The organism is Streptomyces sp. ALB3, from assembly GCF_044385685.1.
GTDB lineage: Bacteria > Actinomycetota > Actinomycetes > Streptomycetales > Streptomycetaceae > Streptomyces.
In genome coordinates this window covers 42380-68158 of sequence record NZ_JBISCE010000046.1, presented here as the reverse complement: position 1 = coordinate 68158, position 25779 = coordinate 42380, and the positions used below count along the sequence as shown (strand labels likewise).

Genomic DNA, 25779 nt, shown 5'->3' with positions numbered 1-25779 from the left:
TCAGGACTTGTTGATCACGGCCGCCGTCCCGTAGGCACACACCTCGGTGCCCACGTCCGCCGCCTCGCTCACGTCGAAGCGCATCATCAGCACCGCGTTCGCGCCGCGCGCTCTGGCCTGGTCGACGAGCCGCTCCATCGCCTGGTTGCGGGTCTCGACGAGTGTCTTGGTGAGCCCTTTCAGCTCCCCGCCGATCATCGACTTCAGGCCGGCGCCGATCTGGCTGCCGAGGTGGCGGGAGCGGACCGTGAGCCCGAACACCTCGCCGATGACCTCCGTCACCTGGTGACCGGGTACGTCGTTCGTGGTGACGACCAGGACGTCCGCCCGGGGCGTCTGACCGCCGCCGTAGTCCTCAATGCCCATGATGTGGCACCTCCTGCGGACAGCTTTGCCCCGGTTCGTACCGCGCGCATCCTTGCTTACGCCAGTGGAACCCAGGCGTCCACGACAGCGTTGATAGCTTGGGGCGGCCACGCAGCCGCGCACACCGACCAACCCTGGAGCCCGGACCCTTGAATACGCTTGCGCTCGGCCCGAGCTGGCTGGACCCGGATTATCTGCTCAACACCTTCGGGCTGCCCGGCCTTCTGCTCATCGTGTTCGCCGAGTCCGGACTGCTGATCGGCTTCTTCCTGCCCGGCGACTCCCTGCTGTTCACCACGGGTCTTCTGGTGACGACGGGTGACCTGAAGTACCCCCTGTGGCTGGTCTGTCTCCTGGTGGCCCTCGCGGCGATCATCGGCGACCAGGTCGGCTATCTCTTCGGACGCAAGGTGGGGCCGGCCCTCTTCAGGCGCCCGGACTCCCGTCTCTTCAAGCAGGAGAACGTCGAGAAGGCCCACGAGTTCTTCGAGAAGTACGGCCCCAAGTCCTTGGTGCTGGCCCGCTTCGTGCCCGTCGTCCGGACCTTCACGCCGATCATCGCCGGTGTGAGCCGGATGGACTACCGCGCGTTCATCACCTACAACATCGTCGGTGGCGTGCTCTGGGGCGTCGGGGTGACGGTGCTCGGAGCGGCCCTCGGCAAGATCGACTTCGTGCACGAGAACATCGAGATGATGCTCATCCTGATCGTGCTGATCTCGGTGCTGCCGATCGTGATCGAGTTCCTGCGGGCCCGCGGCAGGTCCAGGAAGGAAGGCGCCGCCGCGCCGCGGGGGGACGACCACGGCCCCTCGGACGGCGGCCCGTCGGCCGGCCCCCGGGAGGGAGCGGGGAACGACGGCCAGGATTCCGCCGCCCACCGGTACACCGGCGAACAGACGGCCCCGTACGACGGCGGTCAGTACGACCACGGCCAGTACGGCGGTCAGTACGGCGGTCAGTACGGCAACGGCCAGGCGGGCGGCCAGGCCACCCAGTACGGTGCGGGCCAGGGCGGCCAGTACGGCAACGACCAGTACGGCGGCGGTCAGCAGCAGTACGGCGCCCCCCAGGGCGGCCAGTACGGCGCGGGCCAGGCCGACCAGTACGGCGGCGGTCAGCAGCAGTACGGCGCCCCCCAGGGCGGCCAGTACGGCGCGGGCCAGGGCGGCCAGTACCAGCAGCAGTACGGCGCCCCGCAGAGCGGCCGGTACGACGGCGGTCAGCAGCAGTACGGCGCAGACCAGGGCGGCCAGTACGGCGCCCCCCAGAGCGGCCAGTACGGTGCGGGCCACGGCGGCGGTCAGCAGCAGTACGGCACGGACCAGGGCGGCCAGTACGGCGCACCCCAGGGCGGCCAGTACGGCGGCGGTCAGCAGCAGTACGGCACGGACCAGGGCGGCCAGTACGGTGCGGGCCAGGGCGGCCAGTACGGCGCGGGCCAGGCCGACCCGTACAACGGGGAACGGCCAGCGGCCGGCCCGGACGGCGGCCAGGAGGACGACCCGGAGCAGTACGGGTGGCAGCACAGGCGCTGAACGCACACGCCCAGGCGCCCCGGTCCCGGTGAGGGGCCGGGGCGCCTTCGTGCCGGGAGCCGTCAGAAGCCGCGGGTCCGCTTGGCCGCCCGGCGGGACGGGCCCTCGACCGCGCCCGGCACCCGCATGAACAGCCGCGAGATCTCGCTTCCCAAATTGACCCCGATGGCGATCGCCAGCGCCGTGGCGACAGCCGTGAAGAGTGAGGTGAGCCCGTCGTTCACCTCGTTCTGCGCGACGCCCAGCAGACCGAAGTAGGTCGCCGAACCGGGGAGCAGCGGTCCGATGGCGGCGGTGATGTAGGGCAGCGACGAGGTGTAGCGGTAGCGCGAGAACAACTGCCCGAAGAGTCCCACCAGACCGGCCGCCACCGCCGTCGCCGCCACCGGGGAGATGCCACCGGTGCGGGCCATGGCCCCGTAGATGATCCAGGCCACCCCACCGTTGAGGGTCACCGCGAGCACCGTGGAACGCTCCTGCTGGAGCAGGATCGCGAAGGCGAAGGTGAGGGCCATCGAGGCCAGGATCTGGAGCACCGGCCGGTCGTCGGCGATGAACCGCGCCTCCGGATTGAGCTGGGCGCCGAGCTGTACCCCCAGGTAGAGCATCAGCAGCACGCCCGCCACGATGCCGATGAAGAAGTACATGACCTCCAGCAGCCGGGCCCCGGCGGTCAGGTAGTAACCGGTCAGGCCGTCCTGCACACCCGCGACGAGGGCACGCCCGGGCAGCAGTGCGAACAGACCACCGGTGATCACCGCGGAGGGACGCACATCAGTCGAATGGGTGAGGGTCAGCGCGATGCCCATCGCGGCCGGGGGCATGGCCGCAGCCGTGAACTGGTAGAACTCGGGCAGTCCGCGCCCGGCGCAGAGCCAGGCCAGCCGGTCGCCGAGCATCGCGCCCGCCGCCGCCACGAGGAAGACCAGCACACCACCGCCGACCAGCACCGACGCCGAGCCGGCGAGCAGGCCGGCGGAAGCCGTGAGGACCCAGCCCGGATACGGGTGCCGATTACGGCGGATCTCGGCCAGACGCCGGTAGGCCTCCTCCAGCGAGACCTCGACGTGCTCCGCCGTGGTGATGTCGTCGATGAGCCGGAAAACGGCGGCCAGCCGCGTGTAGTCGGTGCCGCGCCGGCGCACGGTGCGGCTGGCCGTCACGGGGTCGTCGACCAGCGACGGCTGGTAGGAGATGGACAGCAGGGTGAAGGTGACCGTCGGTTCGGAGCGGTCGAGCCCGTACGAACGCGTCACCGCGAACATGGCCGCCTCGACGTCCTCGGCACCCTCGCCGCCGGCGAGCAGCAGCTCCCCGATACGCAGCGTCAGGTCGAGCACGCGCGGCACGGCGGGGCCCGAGTCGTCGGTCCTCTGCACGCTCTCCGGAGCCGGGCGCTCCGTCACCGGCATCCGCAGCATCGTGCGCATCCGGTCCTGCCAGGGCGCCTCCTTGGTCAGCCGGACCATCGGAATGCCGTGGGCGGGTGTGAAGGCGGGCGGCTGGTGCTGCGCGGTGTACCCGCTCGGCGGGACGAAGGCGGATGTCAGTGTGTCGGACCCCGGGCCGCCCCCCGGCCCGGAAGCGGAACCGGGGCCGGACGATGCGGACGGATCGGTGTGCAGACCGGCCGGAAGGGCGAATTCCGATGTCGGGTGGTCGTCCTCGGGCGGTGCCGTCGGCTGCTCCACGCCGGTCGGTGGGACGAACGCGCTGTGCGCCTCGTCGGACTGTGGCTTCTGGTCCTCGGGACCGCCCTGCTCCGCCACCACTCGACCTCGTTCCTCCTGGACCGCTCGTTCCTGGGAGCGCTTCTGCCCAGTATGTGCACGGACATGGGCCACCACACGCCACGGGCGGCGCACCGGTGGAGGTGCGCCGCCCGTGGTCCGTACGGTCAGCTGGGCCGGTCGGCCCCGTGTGCCGCGATCCCCGCGGTCCCGCCGTCAAGCGGAAGCCGGAGGGACGACGTCAGTGCGCGCCGCCCTGAGCCTCGAGGCGCTTGTAGGAGGCCTCGATCTCGGCCTCGGCCTCGGCGCGGCCGACCCAGTCGGCGCCCTCGACGGACTTGCCCGGCTCCAGGTCCTTGTAGACCTCGAAGAAGTGCTGGATCTCCAGGCGGTCGAACTCCGACACGTGGTGGATGTCGCGCAGGTGCTCGACCCGCGGGTCGGACGCCGGGACGCACAGCAGCTTGTCGTCGCCGCCGGCCTCGTCGGTCATCCGGAACATGCCGATGGCACGGCACTTGATGAGGCAGCCGGGGAAGGTCGGCTCGTCCAGGATGACCAGCGCGTCCAGCGGGTCGCCGTCCTCGCCGAGGGTGTTCTCTACGAAGCCGTAGTCGGCCGGGTAGCTGGTCGAGGTGAAGAGTCGACGGTCCAGGCGGATCCGACCGGTCTCGTGGTCCACCTCGTACTTGTTCCGCGAACCCTTCGGGATCTCGATGGTGACGTCGAACTCCACGGGTGGCTCCTCCATGATCAACACATACGACTGGTGGTTAAGTGTCCCTCACGCAGACGAGTGCTCGCGAAAGGGGCTGGTCAACGGTGGCCGAGCCGGTGGACAGACCGACGGACGAACCGTTGAGCCGGTGGGGCAGGTGGAACGCCCCGAAGAACCTGAAGCGTGGGAGCGGACCTGAAAGCCTCCGGCTGGCCGCAGGCTCCGCGGTGCTCGGCCTGGCGGTCGCAGCCGGAGCCGTCCTGGCCGCGGGTCCCTGGGACTCCGGTCAGCGTAAGGCCGAGCGGGACCGGGTGGCCGTCCAGCAGCGCGCAGGTGGCGCACATCACGAAGGGACCGCGCCGGACGGGCCGGAGCCGGCTCCCAGCGCGCCCGCCGTCCTGAGCCCACTCGGAGCCACCGGGGGCCTCACCGCCCCGGCGGGCGCGAGCGGCCTGGAGGCGGCGCTCGCTCCCCTGCTGGACGCGCCCGCACTCGGCACCGTGCGCTCCGCCGTGGTCATCGACACGGCCACCGGCAAGCAGGTGTACGCACGTGGCGCGGCGACCCCGATGACCCCCGCGTCCACGGTGAAGATCGCCACGGCTGCCGCCGCGCTCTCCGCGCTCGGCCCGGCTCACCGCATCGCGACCACGGTCGCCCTGTCCCCGGACTCCCGGACACTCACCCTGGTCGGCGGCGGCGACCCCACCCTGGACAAGGCCGCCCTGCGCGCCCTGGCCGCCGGCACGGCGCGCTCCCTGCGCGACGGCGGCACCGGGCCGGTGCGGCTGACGTACGACACCTCGCGCTACTCCGGTCCGGCCCTCCACCCCATCGGCCCCGACAACGAGAACATCGCGCCCGTCAGCGCGCTCATGGCCGACGAGGGCCGCCTCGACGGGAGTGACCGGGGGACGGCCCCCCGTACCGACGATCCCGCGGGTGACGCCGCGCGTGCGTTCGCGGACGCTCTGGGCGACGCCGGTGTCACCACCCGGCCGGCCCCCGCGCGGGGGCGTGCGCCGGCCGGGGCGCGGACGGTGGCGACACACCTGTCGAAGCCGCTCTCCGCCCTGGTCGAGCGGGCCCTGACCAACAGCGACAACGACATCGCCGAGGCCCTGGCCCGGCAGACCGCGATCAAGGCGGGGGAGCCGGCCTCCTTCGCCGGCGGCCGGCGTGCCGTCACCGCCCGGCTGAAGGCGCTCGGGCTGCCGCTGGCCGGCGCCCGGCTCGCGGACGGCAGCGGTCTCGACCGCGCGGACAAGGTGACGGCAGGACTCCTGGCCCGGCTGCTCGCACTCGCCGCCGGGCCGGACCATCCCGAGCTCCGGCCGGTTCTCACCGGCCTCCCGGTCGCCGGATTCAGCGGCACGCTCGGCGACCGCTACACCGCGACGTCCCCGGCGACCGGCCTGATCAGGGCCAAGACGGGCACCCTCACGGGGGTGAACAGCCTCGCCGGCACCGCGGTCGATGCCCGGGGCCGGCTGCTCGCCTTCGCGTTCCTGGCCTCGGGCACCACGTCCGAGGGCGAGGCGGAGGCCGCGCTCGACACCCTGGCCGTCGCACTCACCAAAGGCACCAGGTGAGCGGCTGACACCCCACCATGGAGCGACCACCTCACGTACGGTTGACGCATGACGAGCATCGGTGGTGCCGAGATGGTCGACTGGAATCTCGCGGTCGCGACTGCGACCCGGTTCGTGCGACCGGGTCCCGAGATCAGCCGCGAGGAGGCCCGCGCCGTCGTCGCGGAACTCCGCCGGCATGCCAAGGCCTCGGAGGAGCACGTTCGTTCGTTCACCCGGATGGTCCCCGACGGCCACGAACCCGAGGACACCCCGGTCCTGGTCGTCGACCGGGCCGGCTGGATCAGGGCCAACGTCGCGGGGTTCCGTGAGCTGCTGCGCCCCCTCCTCGGAAAGATGCAGGACCGCCGCGGAAGCGGCCCGGGCAACGCCGTGCTCGGCGCGGTGGGCGGCAAGGTGACCGGCGTCGAACTGGGCATGCTGCTGTCGTTCCTGGCCTCCCGGGTCCTCGGGCAGTACGAGACCTTCGCCCCCGCCGGCCGGGAGCTTCCCGCCTCCTCCAAGGGGGGCGGAAGGCTGTTGCTGGTCGCCCCCAACATCGTCCATGTCGAACGGGAACTCGAGGTGGACCCGCACGACTTCAGGCTCTGGGTGGCCCTCCACGAGGAGACGCACCGCACCCAGTTCACCGGCGTCCCGTGGCTCCGCGACCATCTGCAGGGCGAGATCCAGTCGTTCCTCGACGAGACCGACGTCGACCCGATGACGGTGCTGGAACGCCTCCGCGAGGCCGCGCAGGCCTTCTCGGGAAGCAGCCGCCCCGAGGGCGAACGCGGGGAGGAGGGCGATGACCGTGGGCGCAGCCTCGTCGAGATCGTCCAGACGCCCTCCCAGCGCGAAATCCTGGGCCGTCTCACCGCGGTGATGTCCCTGCTCGAAGGGCACGCGGACTTCGTGATGGACGGAGTGGGCCCCGACGTGGTGGCCTCCGTCGCCGAGATCCGGGAGAAGTTCCAGCAGCGCAGGGCGCGCGGCGCGAGCCGGCTGGACCTGGCGCTGCGCAAGCTCCTGGGGCTCGACGCCAAGCTGCAGCAGTACCGCGACGGCGAGAAGTTCGTCCGGGCCGTGGTGGACGAGGTCGGTATGGACGGCTTCAACCGGGTGTGGACCTCTCCCAACACCCTGCCCACCAAGGCCGAGATCGCCGCACCCGCGGACTGGGTGGCGCGGGTGCACCGCAGGACGGACATGTGATCCCGGCCGGCCCGGTGGCAGAAGATTGCCCCTCCAATCACCCATCCGAGGGACCGTAGGGGCATGGGAAGGCGTGCAATGCTCGATGAACAGCTTGGCTCTGTCACCATCGACGCACTCTGAGTGACGGGACGTCGTCCCGCGCACTCGGAGGCACCCCCCCCAGAACTTCACCCGAAGGGCACCGGACATGGGTCCCCATCCAGCGGTCGCGGCGATACGCCTGGCGGTCCGCCGCGTACTCCACGACGTCGTCACCGAACACAACCGTCACACCGAGCAGGCCGGACACGCCGAGCTCGCCGAAGCCGGGGCGGGCGCGCGCCGGTCCGGACTCCCCGAGCGGCCCGACACCCCGCTCGTGCTCGTCGCGTGCTCCGGGGGAGCCGACTCCATGGCCCTCGCCTCCGCCCTCGCCTTCGAGTCGCGCAAGCTCCCCGTACGCGCCGGCGGCATCACCGTCGACCACAACCTCCAGCCCGGATCAGGACTGCGCGCCGACGAGGTCGTCGCCCGTCTCGCCGAGATGCGGCTCGACCCCGTCGAGGCGGTCGCCGTGCGGGTCGGCCGTGACGGCGGGCCCGAGGCCGCCGCCCGGGACGCCCGCTACGCCGCCCTGGACGCCGCGGCGGAGCGCCACGGGGCCACCGCCGTACTCCTCGGCCACACTCGTGACGACCAGGCCGAAACCGTCCTGCTGGGTCTCGCCCGGGGGTCGGGCATCCGCTCGCTCTCCGGGATGGCCGCCGCCTCCGGCCCCGCCGGCCGCTACCGCCGCCCGTTCCTCCAGCTCGACCGGCAGACCGCCCGCAAGGCCTGCCTGGTCCAGTCGATCCCCGTCTGGGACGACCCCCACAACATCGACCCCGCCTACACGCGCTCCCGGCTGCGCCACGAGGGTCTGCCCGCCCTGGAGAAGGCGCTGGGCAAGGGCGTCGTGGAGGCCCTCGCCCGTACGGCGCAACTCTCCCGCGACGATGCCGACGCCCTCGACACCTGGGCCGCCGAGGCCGCCCGCTCGGTCCGCGACGACGCCGGCCGGCTGGAGTGCGCCAAGCTCTCCGTCCTGCCGCCCGCCGTGCGCCGCCGGGTGCTGCGCCGGGCCGTGATCGACGCCGGGTCCCCCGCCGGTTCGCTCTTCGCCCGCCACATCGAGGAAGTCGACCGGCTGATCACCGGCTGGCGGGGCCAGGGCGCCATCAACCTGCCCGGCCGCGTCGAGGTGCGACGGCAGGGTGGCAGACTGGTGATTCGGCAGAGCTGAAGCGCAAGCGGCTGAAGTGCAGGCGAAACGCCGGTCCGGCCCGGGGATCAGTCCGGGTCCGGCAGGGCAGAGAAAGAGACGCGGGTGAACGAGAAGGACATGGGCGCCGACCTCGAGTCGGTGCTCATCACCAAGGAAGAGATCGACGCGAAGCTCGTCGAGCTGGCTGCGAAGATCGATGCGGAGTACGCGGGCAAGGACCTGCTCATCGTCGGCGTCCTCAAGGGCGCGGTGATGGTCATGGCGGACCTGGCCCGTGCGCTGTCCACCCCCGTCACCATGGACTGGATGGCCGTCTCCTCGTACGGCGCGGGCACCCAGTCCTCGGGCGTCGTCCGGATCCTCAAGGACCTCGACACCGACATCAAGGGCAAGCACGTCCTGATCGTCGAGGACATCATCGACTCCGGTCTCACACTGTCCTGGCTGCTGACCAATCTCGGCTCCCGCGAACCCGCGAGCCTGGAGGTCTGCACGCTGCTCCGCAAGCCGGATGCCGCGAAGGTCGCGATCGACGTGAAGTGGGTCGGCTTCGACATCCCCAACGAGTTCGTCGTCGGCTACGGACTGGACTACGCGGAGAAGTACCGCAACCTCCCCTTCGTCGGCACGCTCGCCCCCCACGTCTACGGCGGCTGAGACGGCCGTGCCGACGGGCCCCGGCCGAACCCGGCCGGACTCCCGGGAACCCTGGTGGCGTTCGGGCCGTTGGAGCCTTCGGAGACGGGTTTGTCAGTCCTCCCCTGCGGTCACGGGTGACAATGCTGGGGTACCGTCCGAAGAACAGTCTTTTCTCACAGCAGCATTTACCTACGGGCAGGAGGGACGGGGCGACTTCGCTCCGTATGGATGGACGTGAAGCGATACTTCCGTGGGCCGGTCATGTGGATCGTGCTGGCCGTCCTCGCCGTGGTCGTGTTGATGCAGGTCGTCGGCTCGTCCGGCGGCTACAAGACGGTGGACACCGGCAAGGTGATCCAGGCGATCAGTAAGAACCAGGTGGAGCAGGCCAAGCTGACCACCGGTGACGAACAGATCCTGAAGATCGAGCTGAAGGACAAGGAAAAGCTCCAGGGCGAGTCCGGCAGCAAGTTCCAGGCGAGTTACATCGGCAACCAGGGTGTCGAGCTCGCCGACACGCTGCAGAAGAAGTTCGAGAGCGGTGACATCGAGAAGGGTTACACCGTCTCGCCGTCGAAGCAGTCCCCGTTCGTCTCGATCCTTCTCTCCCTGCTGCCCTTCGTCCTGATCGTGGTCGTGTTCCTGTTTCTGATGAACCAGATGCAGGGCGGCGGCTCGAAGGTCATGCAGTTCGGCAAGTCCAAGGCCAAGCTGATCACCAAGGACACGCCGAAGACGACGTTCGCCGACGTGGCGGGGTCGGACGAGGCCGTCGAGGAACTGTACGAGATCAAGGAATTCCTCCAGGAGCCGGCGAAGTTCCAGGCCGTCGGCGCCAAGATCCCCAAGGGCGTCCTGCTGTACGGGCCGCCCGGTACGGGTAAGACGCTGCTCGCCCGCGCGGTCGCGGGCGAGGCGGGCGTCCCGTTCTACTCGATCTCCGGTTCCGACTTCGTCGAGATGTTCGTCGGTGTCGGTGCCTCCCGTGTCCGTGACCTGTTCGAGCAGGCCAAGGCGAACGCTCCGGCGATCGTCTTCGTCGACGAGATCGACGCCGTCGGACGGCACCGCGGTGCCGGCATGGGCGGCGGCCACGACGAGCGCGAGCAGACGCTCAACCAGCTGCTGGTCGAGATGGACGGCTTCGACGTGAAGGGCGGCGTCATCCTGATCGCCGCCACGAACCGGCCGGACATCCTGGACCCGGCACTGCTGCGTCCGGGACGTTTCGACCGGCAGATCGCCGTGGACCGGCCGGACATGCAGGGCCGTCTGGAAATCCTCAAGGTGCACCAGAAGGGCAAGCCGGTCGCGGAGGACGTCGACCTCAACGCGGTCGCCCGTCGTACGCCCGGCTTCACCGGTGCCGACCTGTCGAACGTGCTGAACGAGGCTGCGCTCCTGACGGCGCGCAGCAACAAGAAGCTCATCGACAACCACATGCTCGACGAGGCCATCGACCGAGTCGTGGCGGGCCCGCAGAAGCGGACCCGGATCATGTCCGAGAAGGAAAAGAAGATCACCGCGTACCACGAGGGCGGACACGCCCTGGTCGCGGCGGCCTCACCCCAGTCGGACCCGGTCCACAAGATCACGATTCTCTCCCGCGGCCGTGCCCTCGGTTACACGATGGTGCTCCCGGAAGAGGACAAGTACTCCACGACGCGCAACGAGATGCTCGACCAGCTGGCTTACATGCTGGGCGGGCGCGCGGCCGAGGAGCTGGTCTTCCACGACCCGACGACCGGTGCTGCGAACGACATCGAGAAGGCCACCGCCACGGCCCGCGCGATGGTCACGCAGTACGGCATGACCGAGCGTCTCGGTGCGATCAAGTTCGGTGGAGACAACACCGAGCCGTTCGTGGGCCGGGAGATGGGCCATCAGCGCGATTACTCGGAAGAGGTCGCGGCGCTCGTCGACGAAGAGGTCAAGAAGCTCATCGAGACCGCGCACAACGACGCGTGGGAGATTCTCGTCGAGAACCGCGACATCCTCGACGCACTGGTCCTCGAGCTCCTCGAGAAGGAGACGCTCGGCAAGGAGCAGATCGCCGAGATCTTCGCCCCGATCGTGAAGCGCCCGGCCCGCCCGGCGTGGACCGGTTCCTCCCGGCGTACCCCGTCGACGCGTCCCCCCGTGCTGTCTCCCAAGGAGCTGGCCCTCACCAACGGCTCTGCCAACGGTTCGGGCACTCCGGAGATCGCACCGACGGACATCACGTCGAAGAACACCGGCACCTCCCCGGAGGCGCTCCCCGAGGATCGTCCCGAGAGCTAGCCCCCCTGCCCGACTCGGTGTGGCCCCTGTCACGGGGGCCTCACCTGGCCCGGAATGGATGCCGCGCCCCCCAGGTTCTAGCCTGTGGGGGCGCGGCTTTTCCGTATGCCTGCGCTGTGCCTGCCGTGCCCGTGAGGTCCGGGTGGGTCCGCGCATGTGACTGCACAGAGGAACGAGGCACAGATGACCGACCCGGTGACGCTGGACGGGCAGGGCTCGATCGGCGTATTCGACGAGAAGCGGGCCGAGTCCGCCGTGCGCGAGCTCCTCATCGCCGTCGGAGAGGACCCTGACCGCGAGGGACTGCGCGAGACCCCGGGCCGGGTGGCACGTGCGTACAAGGAGATATTCGCGGGCCTCCACCAGGAGCCCGAGGACGTCCTCACGACGACGTTCGACCTCGGTCACGACGAGATGGTCCTGGTCAAGGACATCGAGGTCTTCAGTACCTGTGAGCACCACCTGGTGCCGTTCCGCGGTGTCGCGCACGTCGGCTACATCCCGGCGACGACCGGCAAGATCACGGGGCTGTCGAAGCTGGCCCGGCTGGTCGACGTCTACGCCCGGCGGCCGCAGGTCCAGGAGCGGCTCACCACGCAGATCGCCGATTCCCTGATGGCGATCCTGGAGCCGCGCGGGGTCATCGTGGTCATCGAGTGCGAGCACATGTGCATGTCGATGCGGGGCATCCGTAAGCCCGGTGCCAAGACGATCACGTCCGCCGTCCGCGGCCAGCTGCGCGATCCGGCGACGCGCGCCGAGGCGATGAGCCTCATCATGGCGCGCTAGAAGGGGCGGGGGCGGGCGCCCGGGCTGACAATGCCTGGGACGGCGGGTGCGCCGGCGCGGCGGCGGGAGTGCGCGCGGTGGGCCGGGTCGACCGCAGCGGATACGGCAGTGCGCCGTGTCCGCCAGGAGAGGAGCGCCCCATGTCCTTCACCCATGTGCTCGCCGTAGCACCCGTGATGGCCATCGAGCCGGCGGTGGAGTGGTACGAACGGCTTCTCGGCCGCCCGGCCGACGCGAGGCCCATGGACGGCCTGGCCGACTGGCACATCGCGCCGTACGCCTGGCTCCAGGTCTTCGAGTCCCCCCAGCAGGCCGGCGGGACGCTGGTGAACCTGGTGGTCGACGATCTGGACCGGGCGCTCTCCGAACTGACGGGCCGGGGGATCACGGCCGGGGAGATCCGGCCCGGCGCGGAGGGCGTACGGTTCGCCGCCCTCCATGACCCCGACGGCAACCGGGTCACCCTCATCGAGAACCCGGTGGCCGGCTGAGGGATCCGTACGACGGTTGTCACGGGCTCACGGGAGCTCCGCCCGGGACCTGGGTTCAGGCGGCCCGGGCCGTGTTCCCGCCCTCGTCCCCGTCGTCCGGGAGCTTGCAGACCCGCTCCAGGAAGACGGCCGCGGCGACGACCGCGATGCCGGCGAGGACGGCGAAGCCCGCGTAGATGGCCTGGTCCCGCCGGGGCGGGACATCGAGGGAGCCCAGCAGGAAGACCCCTGTGCCGCCGTACATCCCCGCGACCAGCGCGGCGACGAGCGCGCTCGCCTGGCCGAAGACGACGGCGCGCGCCGCCATCATCGGCTCCACGCCCTTCGCTCCGGGGCGGCGCTCCCGCTGGGCGCGCAGCCGGGCGCGGATCGACAGGGCCGATGCCAGCAGGACGACGGCGATGACGGCCAGCACGATGGGCGCGGCGAGCGGCACGCTCGGCAGCGTGCCCAGGGAGTCCCAGAGGCGGGCTCCACCCCAGCACAGCACGCCGGCTCCGGCGAAGAGTCCGGCCAGGAGACCGAGCCGTAGTTGCTTCACCGAGAGTGCCGCCCTTCGTCGCCGTTGCCCGTCGCCGCCCGCAGGCGGTCGTCCATGAGCCTAACGACTACTCGGGGAGACGGAGTTCCAGGTCGGGCCGGGGAAGCACTCCCTCGCGGCCGACACCGTCCAGCAGTCCGGCGACCGCGCCGGCGCCGGGCAGCTGGGCCTCCGGGTCCACGTCGTGCCAGGGGGCGAGGACGAAGGCGCGCTCGCGGGCGCGCGGGTGCGGGAGGGTCAGGAGGGGGTCGTCGGAGACCACGTCGGAGTACGACACGATGTCGACGTCGATGGTGCGCGGCCCCCACCGCTCCTCGCGGACCCGGTCGAAGGCCTCCTCGATGGCCTGGCCGCGCTCCAGCAGGGACGAGGGGGGCAGGGTCGTCTTCACGATGACGACCGCGTTGAAGTACGACGGCTGGGAGCCGGGGGTGACGCCCCAGGGCTCCGTCTCGTAGACCGGGGAGACAGCTTTCACCCGGAGGCCGGGGGTGTCCTCCAGGGCGTCGACGGCGCCCTGGATCGTCTCCAGCCGGTTGCCGAGGTTCGAGCCGAGGGAGATCACGGCCAGTTTGGGGTTGGAGAGCGTGACGTCCGCCGCGTCGACCTGCTCGACCACTGCGGCGGGGACCGGCTGTACGGTCGGGTCGCTCTGCCCCTCGGTGGAAAATGCAGTCATGCTCGGCTCCGGGTGATGGTGATGGTCACGTCGTCGAAGGGGACGGTGATCGGGGCATCCGGCTTGTGGACGACCACCTCGACCTCCTCGACCCCTTCGTGCTTGAGGCACTGCTGCGCGATGCGCTCCGCGAGCGTCTCGATCAGATCGACCGGCTCACCCTTGACGACGTCGACGACCTCCTCCGCGACCACGCCGTAGTGCACGGTCTTCGACAGGTCGTCGGCGGCTGCCGCGGGGCGGGTGTCGAGGCCGAGCACCAGGTCCACGATGAAGGTCTGGCCCTCCTGCCGCTCCTTGGGGAAGACACCGTGGTGCCCACGGGCCTTGAGGCCGCGCAGCGCGACACGATCCACGCGAATCACTCCTGCTGTTCGTCGTCTCTGGAGGCACCCGGCCGCGTGCGGGCGGTGAGGTGCCGTCTTCCGAATCTACCCGCGAGCTCCGACAGCGCCCGCCCGCGGGGGCGCGGGCCGACCCGGCAGAGGGTTGGTAGCCGCGTATACCCCGTGTTCGGGGGGCCCAACCTCCGTGCCCGTGTTCCGCCCGCTCAGACGGTGGGTTCCTCGTCCTCTTCCTCACCGGTTTCGGCCAGTACGGGTGAGCCGTGGTGGGACCAGAGCTTCCAGCCCTCCGGTGTGCGCCGGAACACGTTGGTGGCGACGACGAGCTGGCCGACGAGCGGTCCGAGCGCGTTCCCCTCCTCCGCGGGGCCGCCGCTGAGGATGTTCTCGGTGCAGGTCACCAGGGCGGTGTCGCCTGTCATCGAGACCCCGACGTCGGTCAGGAAGAACTGGATGTACTCGGTGTTCGCCATGATCAGCGCGTAGCTCCGCAGCACTTCGCCGCGGCCCGTGAGGACCGGCCATCCGGGGTGCACACAAGAGACGGTGAGGTCCTCGCCGGGCAGCCACAGGCCGGAGAGCTCGTCGAAGTCCCCTCGTTCCATCGCCTCGTAGAAGGCGGTGTTGGCCTGCTCGACCGCCGCGATGTCGGCGGCGGCCTCCTCGTGCTCGTCGCGCGCGGCGCTCACGCGGCTCCCTCGACGGCGCGGGCGACTCGCACCGCGTCCGCCGTGGGCCGTACCGCGTGCACCCGGACCGCCCAGGCGCCCGCTGCGGCGGAGAGGGCGGAGACGGCGGCGGTCGCGGCATCGCGTTCACGGGCGGGCGGCGGGGCCGCCCCCTCGTCCGCCAGGACATGGCCGAGGAACCGCTTGCGGGAGGCCGCGACGAGCAGCGGCCTGCCCAGATCGCGCAGCCGGTCGAGGTGGGCGACCAGCGCGAGGTCCTGGGCGGCGTTCTTGGCGAAGCCGAGTCCCGGGTCGATCACCAGTCTCCCGGGGTCCACGCCGCCCTCGATCACGGCCTCCATACGCTCCCGGAGCTCCGCGACGACTTCGGCGACGACGTCCCCGTACACCGCGCGGCTGTTCATGGACTCGCTGAAACCGCGCCAGTGCATGACGACGAACGGCACTCCGGCGTCGGCGACGACCGGGATCATGGCCGGGTCGGCGAGTCCACCGCTCACGTCGTTGACCAGGACGGCGCCGGCGGCGACGGACTGTTCCGCGATGCAGGCCCGCATGGTGTCCACGGAGACGGTGACGCCCTCGGAGGCGAGTCCCCTGACGACGGGGATCACCCGCCGCAACTCCTCGGCCTCGTCCACCCTGCTCGCACCCGGGCGGGTCGACTCACCTCCGACGTCGATCAGGTCCGCGCCCTCGGCCACGAGTTCGAGGCCGTGTTTGATCGCCGCCGTGGTGTCGAACCAGTGGCCCCCGTCCGAGAAGGAGTCGGGCGTCACGTTGACGACTCCCATGACCGCGCAGCGGTCCCACTCCGGCAGACCCCGCACCGTGCCCCGTCCTCGCAACGTACTCATGCGACCAGCCTAGGCCCGGCAAGGGACCCGCCGGGCCGTGCCGGCGTCGTGATCACCGGACGGTCCGCGGCAGCGGGAGCGGTGCCGCGCCCGGTGAGCCCCTTCCCCATGCGCCCGCCCCGCAGTGATCACACCGCCGGGGATCCGCTCGTACCGGTTCAGCCGGACGGACGGCGACGCCCCCGCCGCGGGCCCCTCCGCCCGCGTCCACGATGCCCGTGCCCGGGCCGGCGGCGTGCCTGCGCGGACCGGCCGCAGGTACGCGGCACCCGGCCCGCCGGGCCGCGACAGTCCACGCGTCACGCGCAGCCGCTCGCGCCGCGGGCCCCCGCCGATGCGGAGAGGGCCGGCTCACTCCGCGCCGACACCGGCCACGGTCTCCACGGCGACCTCGGCGCGCGGCACGTCCAGGGCGTCCGCGTCGATCGAGCGGCGCAGCGCCTCGTGGAGGCGTGCCGGGGTGAGGACGCCCAGGAAGCGGCCGGTGCCCTCCTTGTCGAGGACGGCGATCCAGCCCGCGTCGTGCTGCAGCATCGTGGCGAAGGCCTGCTTCAGCGGCGCGCCGAGCGGAAGCCACGCGTCCATGCGCCGGGCGTGCTCGCGGACCGTGCCCTCGGCCGTCGCCCCGTCGCCCGCGGGGATCCAGCCGTGCAGGTTGTCCTGACCGTCGAGGACGACCGCCCAGCGCGCTCCCTCGGCCCGCAGCCGGCCGGTCGCCTTCGCCAGCGGGTCGTCGAGATGGACGACCGGCGGCTGGTCGAGGTCGCTCTCCTCGACGGCCGTGACCGAGAGGCGCTTCAGGCCGCGGTCCGCGCCGACGAAGTCGGCGACGTACGGGGTCGCCGGAGCCCCGAGCACCGTGGCGGGGGTGTCGAACTGCTCGATGCGGCCGTGCCCGTACACCGCGATCCGGTCACCGAGCCGGACGGCTTCCTCGATGTCGTGGGTGACGAACAGCACGGTCTTGCGCACCTGTGCCTGGAGCTTCAGGAATTCGTTCTGCAGCCTTTCCCGAACGACCGGGTCGACCGCTCCGAAAGGCTCGTCCATCAGCAGAACGGGCGGGTCGGCGGCCAGGGCCCGGGCCACGCCGACCCGCTGGCGCTGACCGCCGGAGAGTTGTTCGGGATAGCGGCCGCCATGAACGGACGGATCAAGTCCGACGAGTTCGAGCAGTTCGGCGGCGCGCTTCCTGCCCTTTTCCCGTCCCCAGCCCAGGAGATGGGGAACGGTCGCCGTGTTCTCCAGGACCGTTCTGTGCGGGAAGAGTCCGACCTGCTGGATCACATAGCCGATGCGGCGGCGGAGCCGGACGGGATCGATGGTGGATATGTCGTCCCCGTCGAGGAATATCCGGCCGTCGGTCGGTTCGGTCAGACGGTTCACCATTTTCATGGTGGTCGTCTTGCCGCAGCCGGAAGGCCCGACGAGCGTGACCAGTTCACCCTCGGCGACCTCGAAGGAAAGGTCGTCGACGGCGGTGGTGCCGTCCGCGTACCGCTTGGTGACGTGCTCGAAACGGATCATGATTCCCCATTGTGGCGCGGGTTCTGTGAAGCCCATGTTGCCGGAATACGACAGCCTCGGCGATTGTCGGTGGTCGAGGATAGGGTCACCCAGGACCGGAGACCGGGGCGGCATCGCGACGGCGAACAGGAGGTGGGTGCGGGTGGCCGAGCAGAACTGCCTGGTGGCGAACGACTGGATCTGCGGAGAGTATCTGCGGTCCCGCGCCGACGAGTTGACCGAAGCGACCGTCCAGCACATCTGGATCACGGCCCTTTCCGTGCTGATCGGGCTGGCGGTGGCATTTCCGCTCGCGCTGCTCGCACGCAGGGGCCGGCATCTCGCCGGCCCGGTGCTGGGCCTGACGACCGTGCTCTACACCGTGCCGTCGCTGGCGATGTTCTCGTTGCTGCTGCCGCTGTTCGGACTGTCCGCGGCGCTCGTCGTCACCGGCCTGGTGCTCTATTCGCTGACCATTCTCGTACGGAACATCCTGGCCGGTCTCGAAGCCGTCCCGGAGGAGGCCAGGGAAGCCGCGAAGGGCATGGGGTACGGGCCGGTCCGGCTGCTCTGGGAGGTCGAACTGCCCCTCGCGCTGCCCGCGCTGATGGCCGGACTGCGGATCGCCACGGTGTCGACGGTCGCCCTGACGACGGTCGGTTCCCTCGTGGGCAAGGGCGGCCTCGGCAATCTCATCGAGGACGCGCTGCCGAGCTTCTTCAAGGCCCAGGTGCTCACCGCCTCGGTGCTCTGCGTGCTGCTGGCGGTGGCCGCGGACCTGCTGTTGCTGGGCGCGCAACGCCTGCTCACGCCCTGGACCCGGATACGGACGCCCGCCGCGGCGGGCATCGCGAAGACGGAGGCCGGCTGATCCATGGGAGTCATAGGGGAGGCCTGGGCCTGGCTCACGACCGGTGCCAACTGGTCGGGGGACGGCGGGGCGGCACACCGGCTGGCCGAGCACCTGTACGTCAGCGGGGCCGCCCTCGCGGTGGCCTGCGCCATCGCCCTGCCGGTGGCGCTGTACCTCGGGCACGTGGGCAAGGGAGGGGCGCTGGCCGTCAACCTCTCCAACGTGGGCCGGGCGGTACCGGTGTTCGCGGTGCTGGCCCTCTTCATGATGACTCCCCTGCGCGACTCCGGGTATCTGCCGACGGTCATCGCGCTGGTGCTGTTCGCCGTGCCCCCGCTGCTGACCAACGCCTACGTCGGGATGACGGGGGTGGACCGCGCGGTGGTGGAGGCGGCGCGGGGCATGGGGATGTCAGGTGCGCAGCTCTTCGTCCGGGTCGAGCTGCCGCTCGCCTATCCCATGATCATGACCGGTCTGAGGTCCGCCGCCGTCCAGGTGATCGCCACCGCCTCGATCGCGGCGATGGTCGGCCTCGGCGGCCTGGGCCGGATCATCACAGCCGGATTCAACACCTACGACACCCCGCAGGTCTTCGCGGGCGCCGTGCTGGTCGCGCTCCTCGCCCTGGTGGTGGAGGGCGTGCTCGTGGCGCTGGACCGGCTGTTTTCGCCCTTGCGCCGCCGCCGGAGCGTATGAGCGTGCGGGCTTCCCGGACTGCGCACACCGTCTGTGCGCACCATTTCTCACGGACGGAGAACAACATGAGCAGGACCTCGCGCACAGTGGGTGCGGCCATCGGAGCGCTGGCGCTGGCAGGATCGCTCGCCGCCTGCGGGGGCGACAGCCTGGAGAGCGGGAAGAGCGGTGCGGACACGGGTTCCGGCGACGGCTCGAAGAAGGGCGCGCTGGTCGTGGGAGCAGCCGGCTTCACCGAGTCCAAGGTGCTCGCCGAGCTGTACGCCCAGGTCCTGGGCGACGCCGGATACGACACCTCGGTCACCACGGTGAAGAACCGCGAACTGTACGAGCCCTCGCTGGAGAAGGGCGAGATCGACGTCGTCCCCGAATACGCGGCCACTCTCGCGGAATTCCTCAACGCCAAGGTCAACGGAGCCGAGGAGGCGGAGAGCAAGCCGGTCGCGTCGGGTGACGTGACGGCGACCGTCGCCGCTCTGGAGAAGCTCGCGGGCCCCCTCGGGCTGAAGGTCCTTCCGGCGGGCAAGGCCGTCGACCAGAACGCTTTCGCCGTGTCGAAGGAATTCGCCGACAAGAACGGCCTCAGGACGCTTTCCGATCTCGGCAGCTCGAAGATCAAGGTGAGGATCGCGGCGGGGGACGAGTGCGAGGTGCGCCCGTTCTGCGCGCCCGGACTGAAGAAGACGTACGGCATCGACGTCACCGGGGTCGATCCCAAGGGCGTCGGTACGCCGCAGTCCAAGCAGGCGGTCAAGGACGGCAAGGACCAGCTGGTCCTGACGACCACCACGGACGCCGTGCTCGACTCCTACGGTCTGGTGTTCCTGGAGGACGACAAGAAACTGCAGAATGCGGACAACGTCCTTCCGGTACTCAATGCCAAGGACGCGGGTGCTCCGGAGATCGCCGAGGCGCTCGGCAAGCTCACCGGCGTACTCACCACGGAGGACCTCGCGGAACTGAACCGCAAGGTCGACGCGGAGCGTGCCAAGCCCGCTGATGCGGCCGGGGACTATCTCCGGTCGAAGGGGCTGATCAAGAAGTAAAAAGGCGGACGCGGGGGCCACTTGGGCGGCCGCCAGGTAACCGGCGGGGAACAGATTGCCGGGCGGCCTCCCAAGTGACTCGTACGCACGGTAAATTTCGGGCCATGCCACGAGGACGCCACCGCCATTCGCCGCCCCTCCACAGAATCCTGCCTCCCGCCGTGGTGGCCGGAGCGCCGGTCGTCTGTGCCGCCGGTGCCTGGTTCCTGGCGGAACCCCTGGCACTGCGCGTGCTGGTGGCCGTGACGGCGGCCGCCGCCGTCACCGGTGCCTGTCTGATGCGCAGCTGGGACCGGGCCGCGGGGCTGCGTGTCGCGGAGCTGACCCGTGCCCGGGCCAGCGACGAGTGGAGGACCGAGGAGCGCATAGCCGAACTCGAGGCGGACCTCGAGGAGTCCAGGGAACTGCGCACCCGGCTGGAGACGAAACTGCGCCGCAAGCGCGTGGAGCTGGCCGGGCTGCGGGGTGAGCACGCCGCGCTGCTGCGCCGGTACGCCAATGCCGAGACGGAACGGGCCAGTGCGCTGGAGGGCCGCAGGCAGCTGGCCATCGAGGCGTCCGGACCGCGCGAGCTCCTGCCCGCCCGGTCCACGCCGACTCCCGGCGCGTATCTGCTCGCCGCGCAGGCCCTGCGGGACCTGCCCCGCAACGCCGCCCTCCAGGAGGCGCGCCGCACGGCGGAGCAGGCCCGTAAGCGCGACCTCGCCGAGCGGTCGGCGGAGCGGGACGCGGAGGGCGACGGCCGGAAGGGGAAGCACGCGGCGGCAGCCGGAGCGGGTGACCTCCAGCACCGCCGCCCGCAGGCGGCCCGTCCCGCACCGCAGCTGTCACCCGCGGCCGTACGTCCGCCCCGCGCCGTACCCGCGGCATCCGCCGTCGTCCCGTACGCCGCGGCGCGCCGTCACCTCGTCCCGCAGGGGAGCTTCGACTTCTTCGGCACGCAGAAGGCGGACGCCGCGATCGAGTCCGTGCAGAACGAGGACCTCGCGGACGTGGTGGGCGAGGAGGCACTGGCGGCACACCGGACGGGCGCCGCCGAGAACCGTGCCGTCGGCAAGGTCATCGACCTGACGGCGCACGACGAGACCGAGCAGCTCGACGTCGTGGGACTGCGCAGCGCGATCTCCTCGTAGCACCGGGTGCCCGGCCGACGGGTGGTCCTGCCGGCCGGTGGGCGGGGCTACTTGTCGATGTCCCCGACGACGAAGAAGAGCGAGCCGAGAATCGCCACCATGTCGGCGACGAGCGTGCCGGGCAGCAGCTCGGTGAGTGCCTGGATGTTGTTGAAGGAGGCGGAGCGCAGTTTCAGCCGGTACGGGGTCTTCTCGCCGGTGGACACCAGGTAGTAGCCGTTGATGCCCAGAGGGTTCTCGGTCCACGCGTAGGTGTGGCCCTCCGGCGCCTTCAGCACCTTGGGCAGCCGCTGGTTGATGGGCCCCGGCGGCAGGTCGGCCATCCTGTCCAGGCACGCGTCGGCGAGGTCCAGCGCGTTGTGCGTCTGCTCCAGGAGGCACTCGAATCGCGCCAGGCAGTCGCCCTCGGTCCGCGTCACGACCTCGAGCGTGTCCCGCAGCTCGCCGTAGGCGAGGTACGGCTCGTCGCGCCTCAGGTCGAAGTCGACTCCGGAGGCCCTGGCGATAGGCCCGGACACCCCGTACGCGTGCACGGCCTCGGCGGACAGCACGCCGACCCCGCGGGTGCGGCCCCGGAAGATCTCGTTGCCGAGGACCAGCCGGTCGTACACGTCCATCCGGGAACGTACGGACGCCACGGCGTCCCGCGCCCGGCCGAGCCAGCCCGCGGGCAGGTCCTCCTTGAGGCCGCCGACCCGGTTGAACATGTAGTGCATCCGGCCGCCGGAGACCTCCTCCATCACGGCCTGGAGTTCCTCGCGCTCCCGGAAGGCGTGGAACATCGGGGTGATCCCGCCGAGTTCGAGCGGGTAGGAGCCGAGGAACATCAGGTGGTTGAGTACCCGGTTCAGCTCCGCCAGCAGCGTCCTCGTCCAGACGGCCCGCTCGGGGACCTCCATGCCGAGCATCCGCTCGACGGCCATGACGACCCCGAGCTCGTTGGAGAACGCCGACAGCCAGTCGTGGCGGTTGGCGAGCACGATGATCTGCCGGTAGTCCCTGGCCTCGAAGAGCTTCTCGGCGCCTCGGTGCATGTAGCCGATGACGGGCTCGGCCTGCTGGATCCGCTCGCCGTCCAGGACGAGCCGCAGCCGGAGCACACCGTGGGTGGAGGGGTGCTGCGGACCGATGTTCAGCACCATGTCGGTGCTCTCCGCCGCGCCGCCGATGCCGATCGTCGTCTCCGTCATGCGGGACAGTATCCCTCTTCGCGGTATCCCTGTTCGCGGTGCGGGACCCGCTGCCGCAGCCAGCCGAAGTCCCCCAGGCCGCCCCGGGCCGTCAGCTCCGCCGCCTCCCCGGCGGACGCCAGCGCCCGCACGTAGCCGGCGGGATCGGCCGACGCCCTGGCCAGCGGCGGGCGTTCGCCGCTGACGCCCAGGTCCCGCAGTGCCGTCCGCTGGTCCAGGAGCTCGGCCGCGCCGTCCGCCGCGTCGGCGCAGGCGTCCAGCGCCACGTGCGAGGTCAGATCACAGCTCCCGTCGGGCACGGGCGGCACCTCGCGGCCTTCCCGGAAGCCGGTCAGCGTCCCGAACGGCGGCCTCGCACCCCGTACATGCGCGTAGTCCACCGCCACCGCCGTGCCGCCGGCCAGCGACGCGACGGCGCGTGCCCAGGCCTCGTCGCGGGGACGGCCGATCTCCGCGCGGTCGCCGGGCCGGGACAGCGGCCACCAGCGGCTCAGCCACCGGGCGTCCTCACCGGTCACCGGATCACCGAGCCGTTCGGCGCCGTCGGCCGCGCGGACGAGGACGTAGCGGGGCAGCCCCTCGTCGTCGGCCTCGGCGATGTCCGCCGGGACGTTGTCGAGCCATTCGTTGGCGAACAGCAGCCCCCGCACGCCCTGGGGGAGTTCGGAGCACCACTCGACGGCCGGGTCCAGTCCCGGCGGGCGCGGGGCGAGTTCCACGGCGTAGGCCCGTACGGTGAGGCCGGGGGCCAGGGTGCCGTCGCGCAGCGCCGCCAGCACTCCGGTCAGGAGCTCGCCGCGTCCCGCTCCCACGTCCACCAGGCCCACGGAGTCGGTCCCCAGCTCCCGTGCCGTGCGGACCAGCAGCCGGGCGACGGCGGTGGCGAACAGGGGGGAGGCGTGCACGGAGGTGCGGAAATGGCCCGCGGGGCCCTCCGGCCGCCGGTAGAACCCCTCTTCCCCGTACAAAGCGGTCTCGGCGGCTTCCCGCCAGCGGCACCAGTCATTCGTCACGTAGGCAAGTCTCCACCTTGGGGAGTACGGTCCCAGGACCCGGATCGGCCCTTCGGTTGACCCGGGCACCGATCAGCTGTCCCTACGCTGGGTAACGTGCAGCGCTTCTACGATTTCATCCGCAGACACCCGACGGGCGTCGACATCCTCTGGGCTGTCCTCCTCCTCGGGTTCTCCGGCGTGTCCATCGTGGCCGACCAGGCCGGCGTCGGCCGGGAGCGCGTGGCCGCGGTGCCGATCGCCGTCGGCCTGTGCGCCGTGGTCGCGCTGCGCCGCCGCGCGCCGGAGAAGATGCTGCTGCTCGCGATCCTCATGGGGCTGGCGCAGCTGCTGCTCGGGGTGCGGCCCAACGCGGCCGACTTCGCGATGCTCGTGATCACGTACACCGTGGCCACGGTGGGGGAGCGCTGGGCGTCCAGGCTCGCCCTCGGGTGCAGCCTGGCCGCGGCGGGGATCTCACGGCTGCGCTGGTCCGACGGCGCGCCCACGGGCGGCTGGGTGCAGACGGTCTTCTACATCGCCGTCATGACCGTGCCCTTCGTGCTGGCCTGGGTGCTCGGCGACTCGATACGCACCCGGCGGGCCTACTTCAGCCAGCTGGAGGAGCGGGCGGCGCGGCTGGAGCGGGAGCGCGAGGCGCAGTCCAAGGTCGCCGTGGCCGCCGAACGGGCCCGGATCGCCCGGGAGCTGCACGACGTCGTCGCGCACAACGTCTCGGTGATGGTGGTCCAGGCCGACGGCGCCGCTTACGTCATGGACTCGTCCCCGGACCAGGCCCGGCAGGCCCTGGAGACCATCTCCGGCACCGGCCGCCAGGCACTCGCCGAGATGCGCCGGCTGCTCGGGGTGCTCAGGACCGGTGACTCCCCGGAGAGCGGGGAGTACGTCCCCCAGCCCGACGTCGAGCAGATCGAGGAGCTCGTCGGCAAGGTCAGGGAGACCGGCCTCGCGGTGGACTTCAAGATCGAGGGCACTCCGCGTCCGCTGCCGAGCGGGGTCGAGCTGACCGCGTACCGCATCGTCCAGGAGGCGCTCACCAACACCCGCAAGCACGGAGGCCCGGACGCCGGGGCGAGCGTGCGGCTGGTCTACTTCGACGACGGCCTGGGCCTGCTGGTCGAGGACGACGGCCGCGGTGCCCCGCACGAGCTGTACGAGGACGGCGGGGCCGACGGCGCCGGCCAGGGCATGATCGGCATGCGGGAGCGGGTCGGCATGGTCGGCGGCACGCTGGACGCGGGGCCGCGCCAGGGCGGCGGCTTCCGGATCAGCGCCCTGCTACCGCTCAAGCCGGCCAACCAGTGACAGAAGGAGCAGGACAGCTCATGGCGATCCGAGTGATGCTCGTCGACGACCAGGTGCTGCTGCGCACCGGTTTCCGGATGGTGCTCGCCGCCCAGCCGGACATGGAGGTCGTCGCGGAGGCGGGCGACGGGGCCGAGGCGATCGAGGTGCTGAGGTCCACGGCCGTCGACGTGGTGCTGATGGACGTGCGCATGCCGCGCCTGGACGGCGTGGAGGCGACCCGCAGCATCTGCGCGCGGACCGATCCGCCGAAGGTGCTGATCCTGACCACGTTCGACCTGGACGAGTACGCGTTCTCCGGTCTGAAGGCGGGCGCCAGCGGTTTCATGCTCAAGGACGTGCCGCCCGGCGAGCTGCTCTCCGCCATCCGGTCCGTGCACAGCGGCGACGCCGTCGTGGCCCCGTCCACGACCCGCAGGCTGCTCGACCGGTTCTCGCCGATGCTGCCGAGCGGCCGGAAGGAACCCCGGCACAAACACGTCGAAAAGCTCACCGAGCGTGAGCGCGAGGTCATGCTGCTGGTCGCGCAGGGCCTGTCGAACGGTGAGATCGCGGCCCGCCTGGTGCTGTCCGAGGCGACCGTGAAGACCCACGTGGGCCGCATCCTCACCAAGCTGGGCCTGCGCGACCGCGTCCAGGTGGTCGTCCTCGCCTACGAGACGGGTCTCGTCAGGGCCGGCGGCGGGACGGGCTGACCGTGGCGCCGTTGATCTGGGTCAACGGGCCGTTCGGCGGCGGGAAGACGCAGACGGCGTACGAGCTGGTGCGCCGGCTGCCCGGCAGCGTGGTCTGCGACCCCGAGCACCCCGGGTTCGGTCTGCACCGGATGCTGCCGCCGGCGTTGCGGGGTGACTTCCAGGACCTGGGCGCTTGGCGCCACGGCGTGCGGGAGGTCCTCGGCCTGGCCCTGCGAGGGCATCCGGGCCCCGTCGTCGCGCCGATGACGCCCGTCCACGGCGGTTACTTCGAGGAGATCGTCGGACGGCTTCGCGAGGACGGGCACACGGTGCACCACTTCTCCCTGCTCGCCGAGCGGGGGACCGTGCTGCGGCGGCTGGGCGAACGCGGCCTCGGGCGCGGGCTCAAGCGGGAGAGCTTCGCCGTGGAGCGGCTGGACGACTGCCTGGAACGGCTCCGGGCGCCGGAGTTCGCCGAGCACATCCGCACCGACCGGCTGACCGTCCCTCAGGTCGCCGACCGCATCGGGGAGGCGGCGGGGCTCCGGCTCCTGCCGGACACGGACGGCCCCTTGCGGCACCGCGTCCGGCGTACCTGGACGGGCATCAGGCACATCCGCTTCGACTGAGCCGGCCGCCCGGCCCGGCACACCCGCACCGGGCCGCC

The 25779-nt window shown here is 71.1% G+C and carries 26 protein-coding genes; 15 read left to right on the top strand and 11 right to left on the bottom strand.

The window, feature by feature from the left end:
• On the bottom strand, positions 1 to 366 hold the full coding sequence (locus tag ACHFIV_RS30325; protein ID WP_398975665.1) for a YbjQ family protein: 366 nt from the start codon (positions 364 to 366) through the stop codon (positions 1 to 3).
• 149 nt (positions 367 to 515) lie between these two features.
• Between ACHFIV_RS30325 and ACHFIV_RS30320 the strand changes: the two genes are divergently transcribed.
• Positions 516 to 1904 (top strand): DedA family protein, encoded by a 1389-nt coding sequence (locus ACHFIV_RS30320; RefSeq protein ID WP_398975663.1) that lies wholly within the window; start codon positions 516 to 518, stop codon positions 1902 to 1904.
• Between the two features lie 62 nt (positions 1905 to 1966).
• On the opposite strand, the gene ACHFIV_RS30315 is transcribed toward ACHFIV_RS30320, so the two are convergent.
• Both ACHFIV_RS30315 and ACHFIV_RS30310 read right to left on the bottom strand, forming a co-directional pair.
• The gene (locus ACHFIV_RS30315) at positions 1967 to 3676 is read right to left on the bottom strand and encodes a threonine/serine exporter ThrE family protein (RefSeq protein WP_398975661.1); all 1710 of its coding nucleotides are present in this window, start codon (positions 3674 to 3676) and stop codon (positions 1967 to 1969) included.
• Positions 3677 to 3875: 199 nt separating this feature from the next.
• Positions 3876 to 4370: an inorganic diphosphatase gene (locus ACHFIV_RS30310; RefSeq protein WP_003968257.1), complete on the bottom strand. Its 495-nt coding sequence runs from the start codon at positions 4368 to 4370 to the stop codon at positions 3876 to 3878.
• Between the two features lie 86 nt (positions 4371 to 4456).
• Here ACHFIV_RS30310 and dacB point away from each other — a divergent pair, with 86 nt between their 5' ends.
• The 7 genes from dacB (at position 4457) to ACHFIV_RS30275 (ending at position 12583) form a co-directional block, all read left to right on the top strand.
• Positions 4457 to 5944 carry a D-alanyl-D-alanine carboxypeptidase/D-alanyl-D-alanine endopeptidase gene (gene dacB, locus ACHFIV_RS30305; RefSeq protein ID WP_398975659.1) on the top strand — a complete coding sequence of 496 codons (1488 nt, stop codon included), beginning with the start codon at positions 4457 to 4459 and terminating at the stop codon, positions 5942 to 5944.
• A 48-nt stretch (positions 5945 to 5992) separates the two neighbouring features.
• Positions 5993 to 7138 carry a zinc-dependent metalloprotease gene (locus ACHFIV_RS30300; RefSeq protein ID WP_398975658.1) on the top strand — a complete coding sequence of 382 codons (1146 nt, stop codon included), beginning with the start codon at positions 5993 to 5995 and terminating at the stop codon, positions 7136 to 7138.
• Positions 7139 to 7328: 190 nt separating this feature from the next.
• A complete protein-coding gene (tilS, locus tag ACHFIV_RS30295; protein WP_398975656.1) occupies positions 7329 to 8402 on the top strand; it encodes a tRNA lysidine(34) synthetase TilS in 1074 nt (357 codons plus the stop codon).
• 99 nt (positions 8403 to 8501) lie between these two features.
• The gene (gene hpt / locus ACHFIV_RS30290) at positions 8502 to 9041 is read left to right on the top strand and encodes a hypoxanthine phosphoribosyltransferase (protein ID WP_398976581.1); all 540 of its coding nucleotides are present in this window, start codon (positions 8502 to 8504) and stop codon (positions 9039 to 9041) included.
• Between the two features lie 210 nt (positions 9042 to 9251).
• Positions 9252 to 11303 carry an ATP-dependent zinc metalloprotease FtsH gene (gene ftsH / locus ACHFIV_RS30285; protein WP_398975655.1) on the top strand — a complete coding sequence of 684 codons (2052 nt, stop codon included), beginning with the start codon at positions 9252 to 9254 and terminating at the stop codon, positions 11301 to 11303.
• 183 nt (positions 11304 to 11486) lie between these two features.
• On the top strand, positions 11487 to 12092 hold the full coding sequence (folE, locus tag ACHFIV_RS30280) for a GTP cyclohydrolase I FolE (protein WP_398975653.1): 606 nt from the start codon (positions 11487 to 11489) through the stop codon (positions 12090 to 12092).
• 140 nt (positions 12093 to 12232) lie between these two features.
• Positions 12233 to 12583 carry a VOC family protein gene (locus ACHFIV_RS30275; RefSeq protein WP_398975652.1) on the top strand — a complete coding sequence of 117 codons (351 nt, stop codon included), beginning with the start codon at positions 12233 to 12235 and terminating at the stop codon, positions 12581 to 12583.
• 55 nt (positions 12584 to 12638) lie between these two features.
• Here the strand turns inward: ACHFIV_RS30275 and ACHFIV_RS30270 are convergent, their stop codons facing one another.
• From ACHFIV_RS30270 to ACHFIV_RS30245, 6 genes are all read right to left on the bottom strand, one after another.
• Complete coding sequence (locus ACHFIV_RS30270) at positions 12639 to 13124, bottom strand: DUF3180 domain-containing protein (RefSeq protein ID WP_398975650.1); 486 nt, start codon at positions 13122 to 13124, stop codon at positions 12639 to 12641.
• 67 nt (positions 13125 to 13191) lie between these two features.
• A complete protein-coding gene (gene folK, locus ACHFIV_RS30265; RefSeq protein WP_398975648.1) occupies positions 13192 to 13803 on the bottom strand; it encodes a 2-amino-4-hydroxy-6-hydroxymethyldihydropteridine diphosphokinase in 612 nt (203 codons plus the stop codon).
• On the bottom strand, positions 13800 to 14159 hold the full coding sequence (folB, locus tag ACHFIV_RS30260) for a dihydroneopterin aldolase (protein ID WP_203186964.1): 360 nt from the start codon (positions 14157 to 14159) through the stop codon (positions 13800 to 13802). Before folB ends, folK begins: the two co-directional genes overlap by 4 nt.
• 194 nt (positions 14160 to 14353) lie before the next feature.
• Positions 14354 to 14836 (bottom strand): nuclear transport factor 2 family protein, encoded by a 483-nt coding sequence (locus ACHFIV_RS30255; RefSeq protein WP_398975646.1) that lies wholly within the window; start codon positions 14834 to 14836, stop codon positions 14354 to 14356.
• Positions 14833 to 15693, bottom strand: coding sequence for a dihydropteroate synthase (gene folP / locus ACHFIV_RS30250; protein WP_398975645.1), 861 nt, complete (start codon positions 15691 to 15693; stop codon positions 14833 to 14835). The genes ACHFIV_RS30255 and folP overlap by 4 nt, the downstream gene beginning before the upstream one ends.
• Positions 15694 to 16044: 351 nt before the next feature.
• The gene (locus tag ACHFIV_RS30245; RefSeq protein WP_398975644.1) at positions 16045 to 17220 is read right to left on the bottom strand and encodes an ABC transporter ATP-binding protein; all 1176 of its coding nucleotides are present in this window, start codon (positions 17218 to 17220) and stop codon (positions 16045 to 16047) included.
• A gap of 142 nt (positions 17221 to 17362) precedes the next feature.
• On the opposite strand from ACHFIV_RS30245, the gene ACHFIV_RS30240 reads away from it, so the two are divergent.
• The 4 genes from ACHFIV_RS30240 to ACHFIV_RS30225 all read left to right on the top strand — a co-directional run bounded on the left by ACHFIV_RS30240 (position 17363) and on the right by ACHFIV_RS30225 (position 20927).
• Positions 17363 to 18070 carry an ABC transporter permease gene (locus ACHFIV_RS30240; protein WP_398975642.1) on the top strand — a complete coding sequence of 236 codons (708 nt, stop codon included), beginning with the start codon at positions 17363 to 17365 and terminating at the stop codon, positions 18068 to 18070.
• A gap of 3 nt (positions 18071 to 18073) precedes the next feature.
• Positions 18074 to 18748, top strand: coding sequence for an ABC transporter permease (locus tag ACHFIV_RS30235; protein ID WP_398975640.1), 675 nt, complete (start codon positions 18074 to 18076; stop codon positions 18746 to 18748).
• 65 nt (positions 18749 to 18813) lie between these two features.
• The gene (locus ACHFIV_RS30230; protein WP_398975638.1) at positions 18814 to 19794 is read left to right on the top strand and encodes an ABC transporter substrate-binding protein; all 981 of its coding nucleotides are present in this window, start codon (positions 18814 to 18816) and stop codon (positions 19792 to 19794) included.
• 104 nt (positions 19795 to 19898) lie between these two features.
• Positions 19899 to 20927 (top strand): hypothetical protein, encoded by a 1029-nt coding sequence (locus ACHFIV_RS30225; RefSeq protein WP_398975636.1) that lies wholly within the window; start codon positions 19899 to 19901, stop codon positions 20925 to 20927.
• A 47-nt stretch (positions 20928 to 20974) separates the two neighbouring features.
• On the opposite strand, the gene ACHFIV_RS30220 is transcribed toward ACHFIV_RS30225, so the two are convergent.
• Positions 20975 to 22117, bottom strand: coding sequence for an NADH-quinone oxidoreductase subunit D (locus ACHFIV_RS30220; protein WP_398975634.1), 1143 nt, complete (start codon positions 22115 to 22117; stop codon positions 20975 to 20977).
• Positions 22114 to 23130, bottom strand: a complete 1017-nt coding sequence (locus tag ACHFIV_RS30215) for an SAM-dependent methyltransferase (RefSeq protein WP_398975632.1) — start codon at positions 23128 to 23130, stop codon at positions 22114 to 22116. Before ACHFIV_RS30215 ends, ACHFIV_RS30220 begins: the two co-directional genes overlap by 4 nt.
• A 96-nt stretch (positions 23131 to 23226) precedes the next feature.
• Here ACHFIV_RS30215 and ACHFIV_RS30210 point away from each other — a divergent pair, with 96 nt between their 5' ends.
• Genes ACHFIV_RS30210 through ACHFIV_RS30200 form a run of 3 tightly spaced genes read left to right on the top strand, consistent with a single transcriptional unit; the run spans position 23227 to position 25741 of the window.
• Positions 23227 to 24435: a sensor histidine kinase gene (locus tag ACHFIV_RS30210; protein WP_398975630.1), complete on the top strand. Its 1209-nt coding sequence runs from the start codon at positions 23227 to 23229 to the stop codon at positions 24433 to 24435.
• Positions 24436 to 24455: 20 nt separating this feature from the next.
• Positions 24456 to 25130 (top strand): response regulator, encoded by a 675-nt coding sequence (locus ACHFIV_RS30205; protein ID WP_398975629.1) that lies wholly within the window; start codon positions 24456 to 24458, stop codon positions 25128 to 25130.
• A 14-nt stretch (positions 25131 to 25144) separates the two neighbouring features.
• Positions 25145 to 25741, top strand: a complete 597-nt coding sequence (locus ACHFIV_RS30200) for an ATP-binding protein (RefSeq protein WP_398976579.1) — start codon at positions 25145 to 25147, stop codon at positions 25739 to 25741.
• Positions 25742 to 25779: the final 38 nt, after the last annotated feature.

What these genes read in the sequence shown, in the direction of transcription:
- hpt (WP_398976581.1), top strand. Translation starts at nt 8,502, where the DNA reads ATGGGCGCCGACCTCGAGTCGGTGCTCATCACCAAGGAAGAGATCGAC.
- ACHFIV_RS30300 (WP_398975658.1), top strand. Translation starts at nt 5,993, where the DNA reads ATGACGAGCATCGGTGGTGCCGAGATGGTCGACTGGAATCTCGCGGTC.
- ACHFIV_RS30205 (WP_398975629.1), top strand. Translation starts at nt 24,456, where the DNA reads ATGGCGATCCGAGTGATGCTCGTCGACGACCAGGTGCTGCTGCGCACC.
- ACHFIV_RS30325 (WP_398975665.1), bottom strand. Translation starts at nt 366, where the DNA reads ATGGGCATTGAGGACTACGGCGGCGGTCAGACGCCCCGGGCGGACGTC.
- ACHFIV_RS30220 (WP_398975634.1), bottom strand. Translation starts at nt 22,117, where the DNA reads ATGACGGAGACGACGATCGGCATCGGCGGCGCGGCGGAGAGCACCGAC.
- folP (WP_398975645.1), bottom strand. Translation starts at nt 15,693, where the DNA reads ATGAGTACGTTGCGAGGACGGGGCACGGTGCGGGGTCTGCCGGAGTGG.
- tilS (WP_398975656.1), top strand. Translation starts at nt 7,329, where the DNA reads ATGGGTCCCCATCCAGCGGTCGCGGCGATACGCCTGGCGGTCCGCCGC.
- folE (WP_398975653.1), top strand. Translation starts at nt 11,487, where the DNA reads ATGACCGACCCGGTGACGCTGGACGGGCAGGGCTCGATCGGCGTATTC.
- ACHFIV_RS30245 (WP_398975644.1), bottom strand. Translation starts at nt 17,220, where the DNA reads ATGATCCGTTTCGAGCACGTCACCAAGCGGTACGCGGACGGCACCACC.
- ACHFIV_RS30225 (WP_398975636.1), top strand. Translation starts at nt 19,899, where the DNA reads ATGCCACGAGGACGCCACCGCCATTCGCCGCCCCTCCACAGAATCCTG.
- ftsH (WP_398975655.1), top strand. Translation starts at nt 9,252, where the DNA reads ATGGACGTGAAGCGATACTTCCGTGGGCCGGTCATGTGGATCGTGCTG.
- ACHFIV_RS30235 (WP_398975640.1), top strand. Translation starts at nt 18,074, where the DNA reads ATGGGAGTCATAGGGGAGGCCTGGGCCTGGCTCACGACCGGTGCCAAC.
- ACHFIV_RS30275 (WP_398975652.1), top strand. Translation starts at nt 12,233, where the DNA reads ATGTCCTTCACCCATGTGCTCGCCGTAGCACCCGTGATGGCCATCGAG.
- folK (WP_398975648.1), bottom strand. Translation starts at nt 13,803, where the DNA reads ATGACTGCATTTTCCACCGAGGGGCAGAGCGACCCGACCGTACAGCCG.
- ACHFIV_RS30230 (WP_398975638.1), top strand. Translation starts at nt 18,814, where the DNA reads ATGAGCAGGACCTCGCGCACAGTGGGTGCGGCCATCGGAGCGCTGGCG.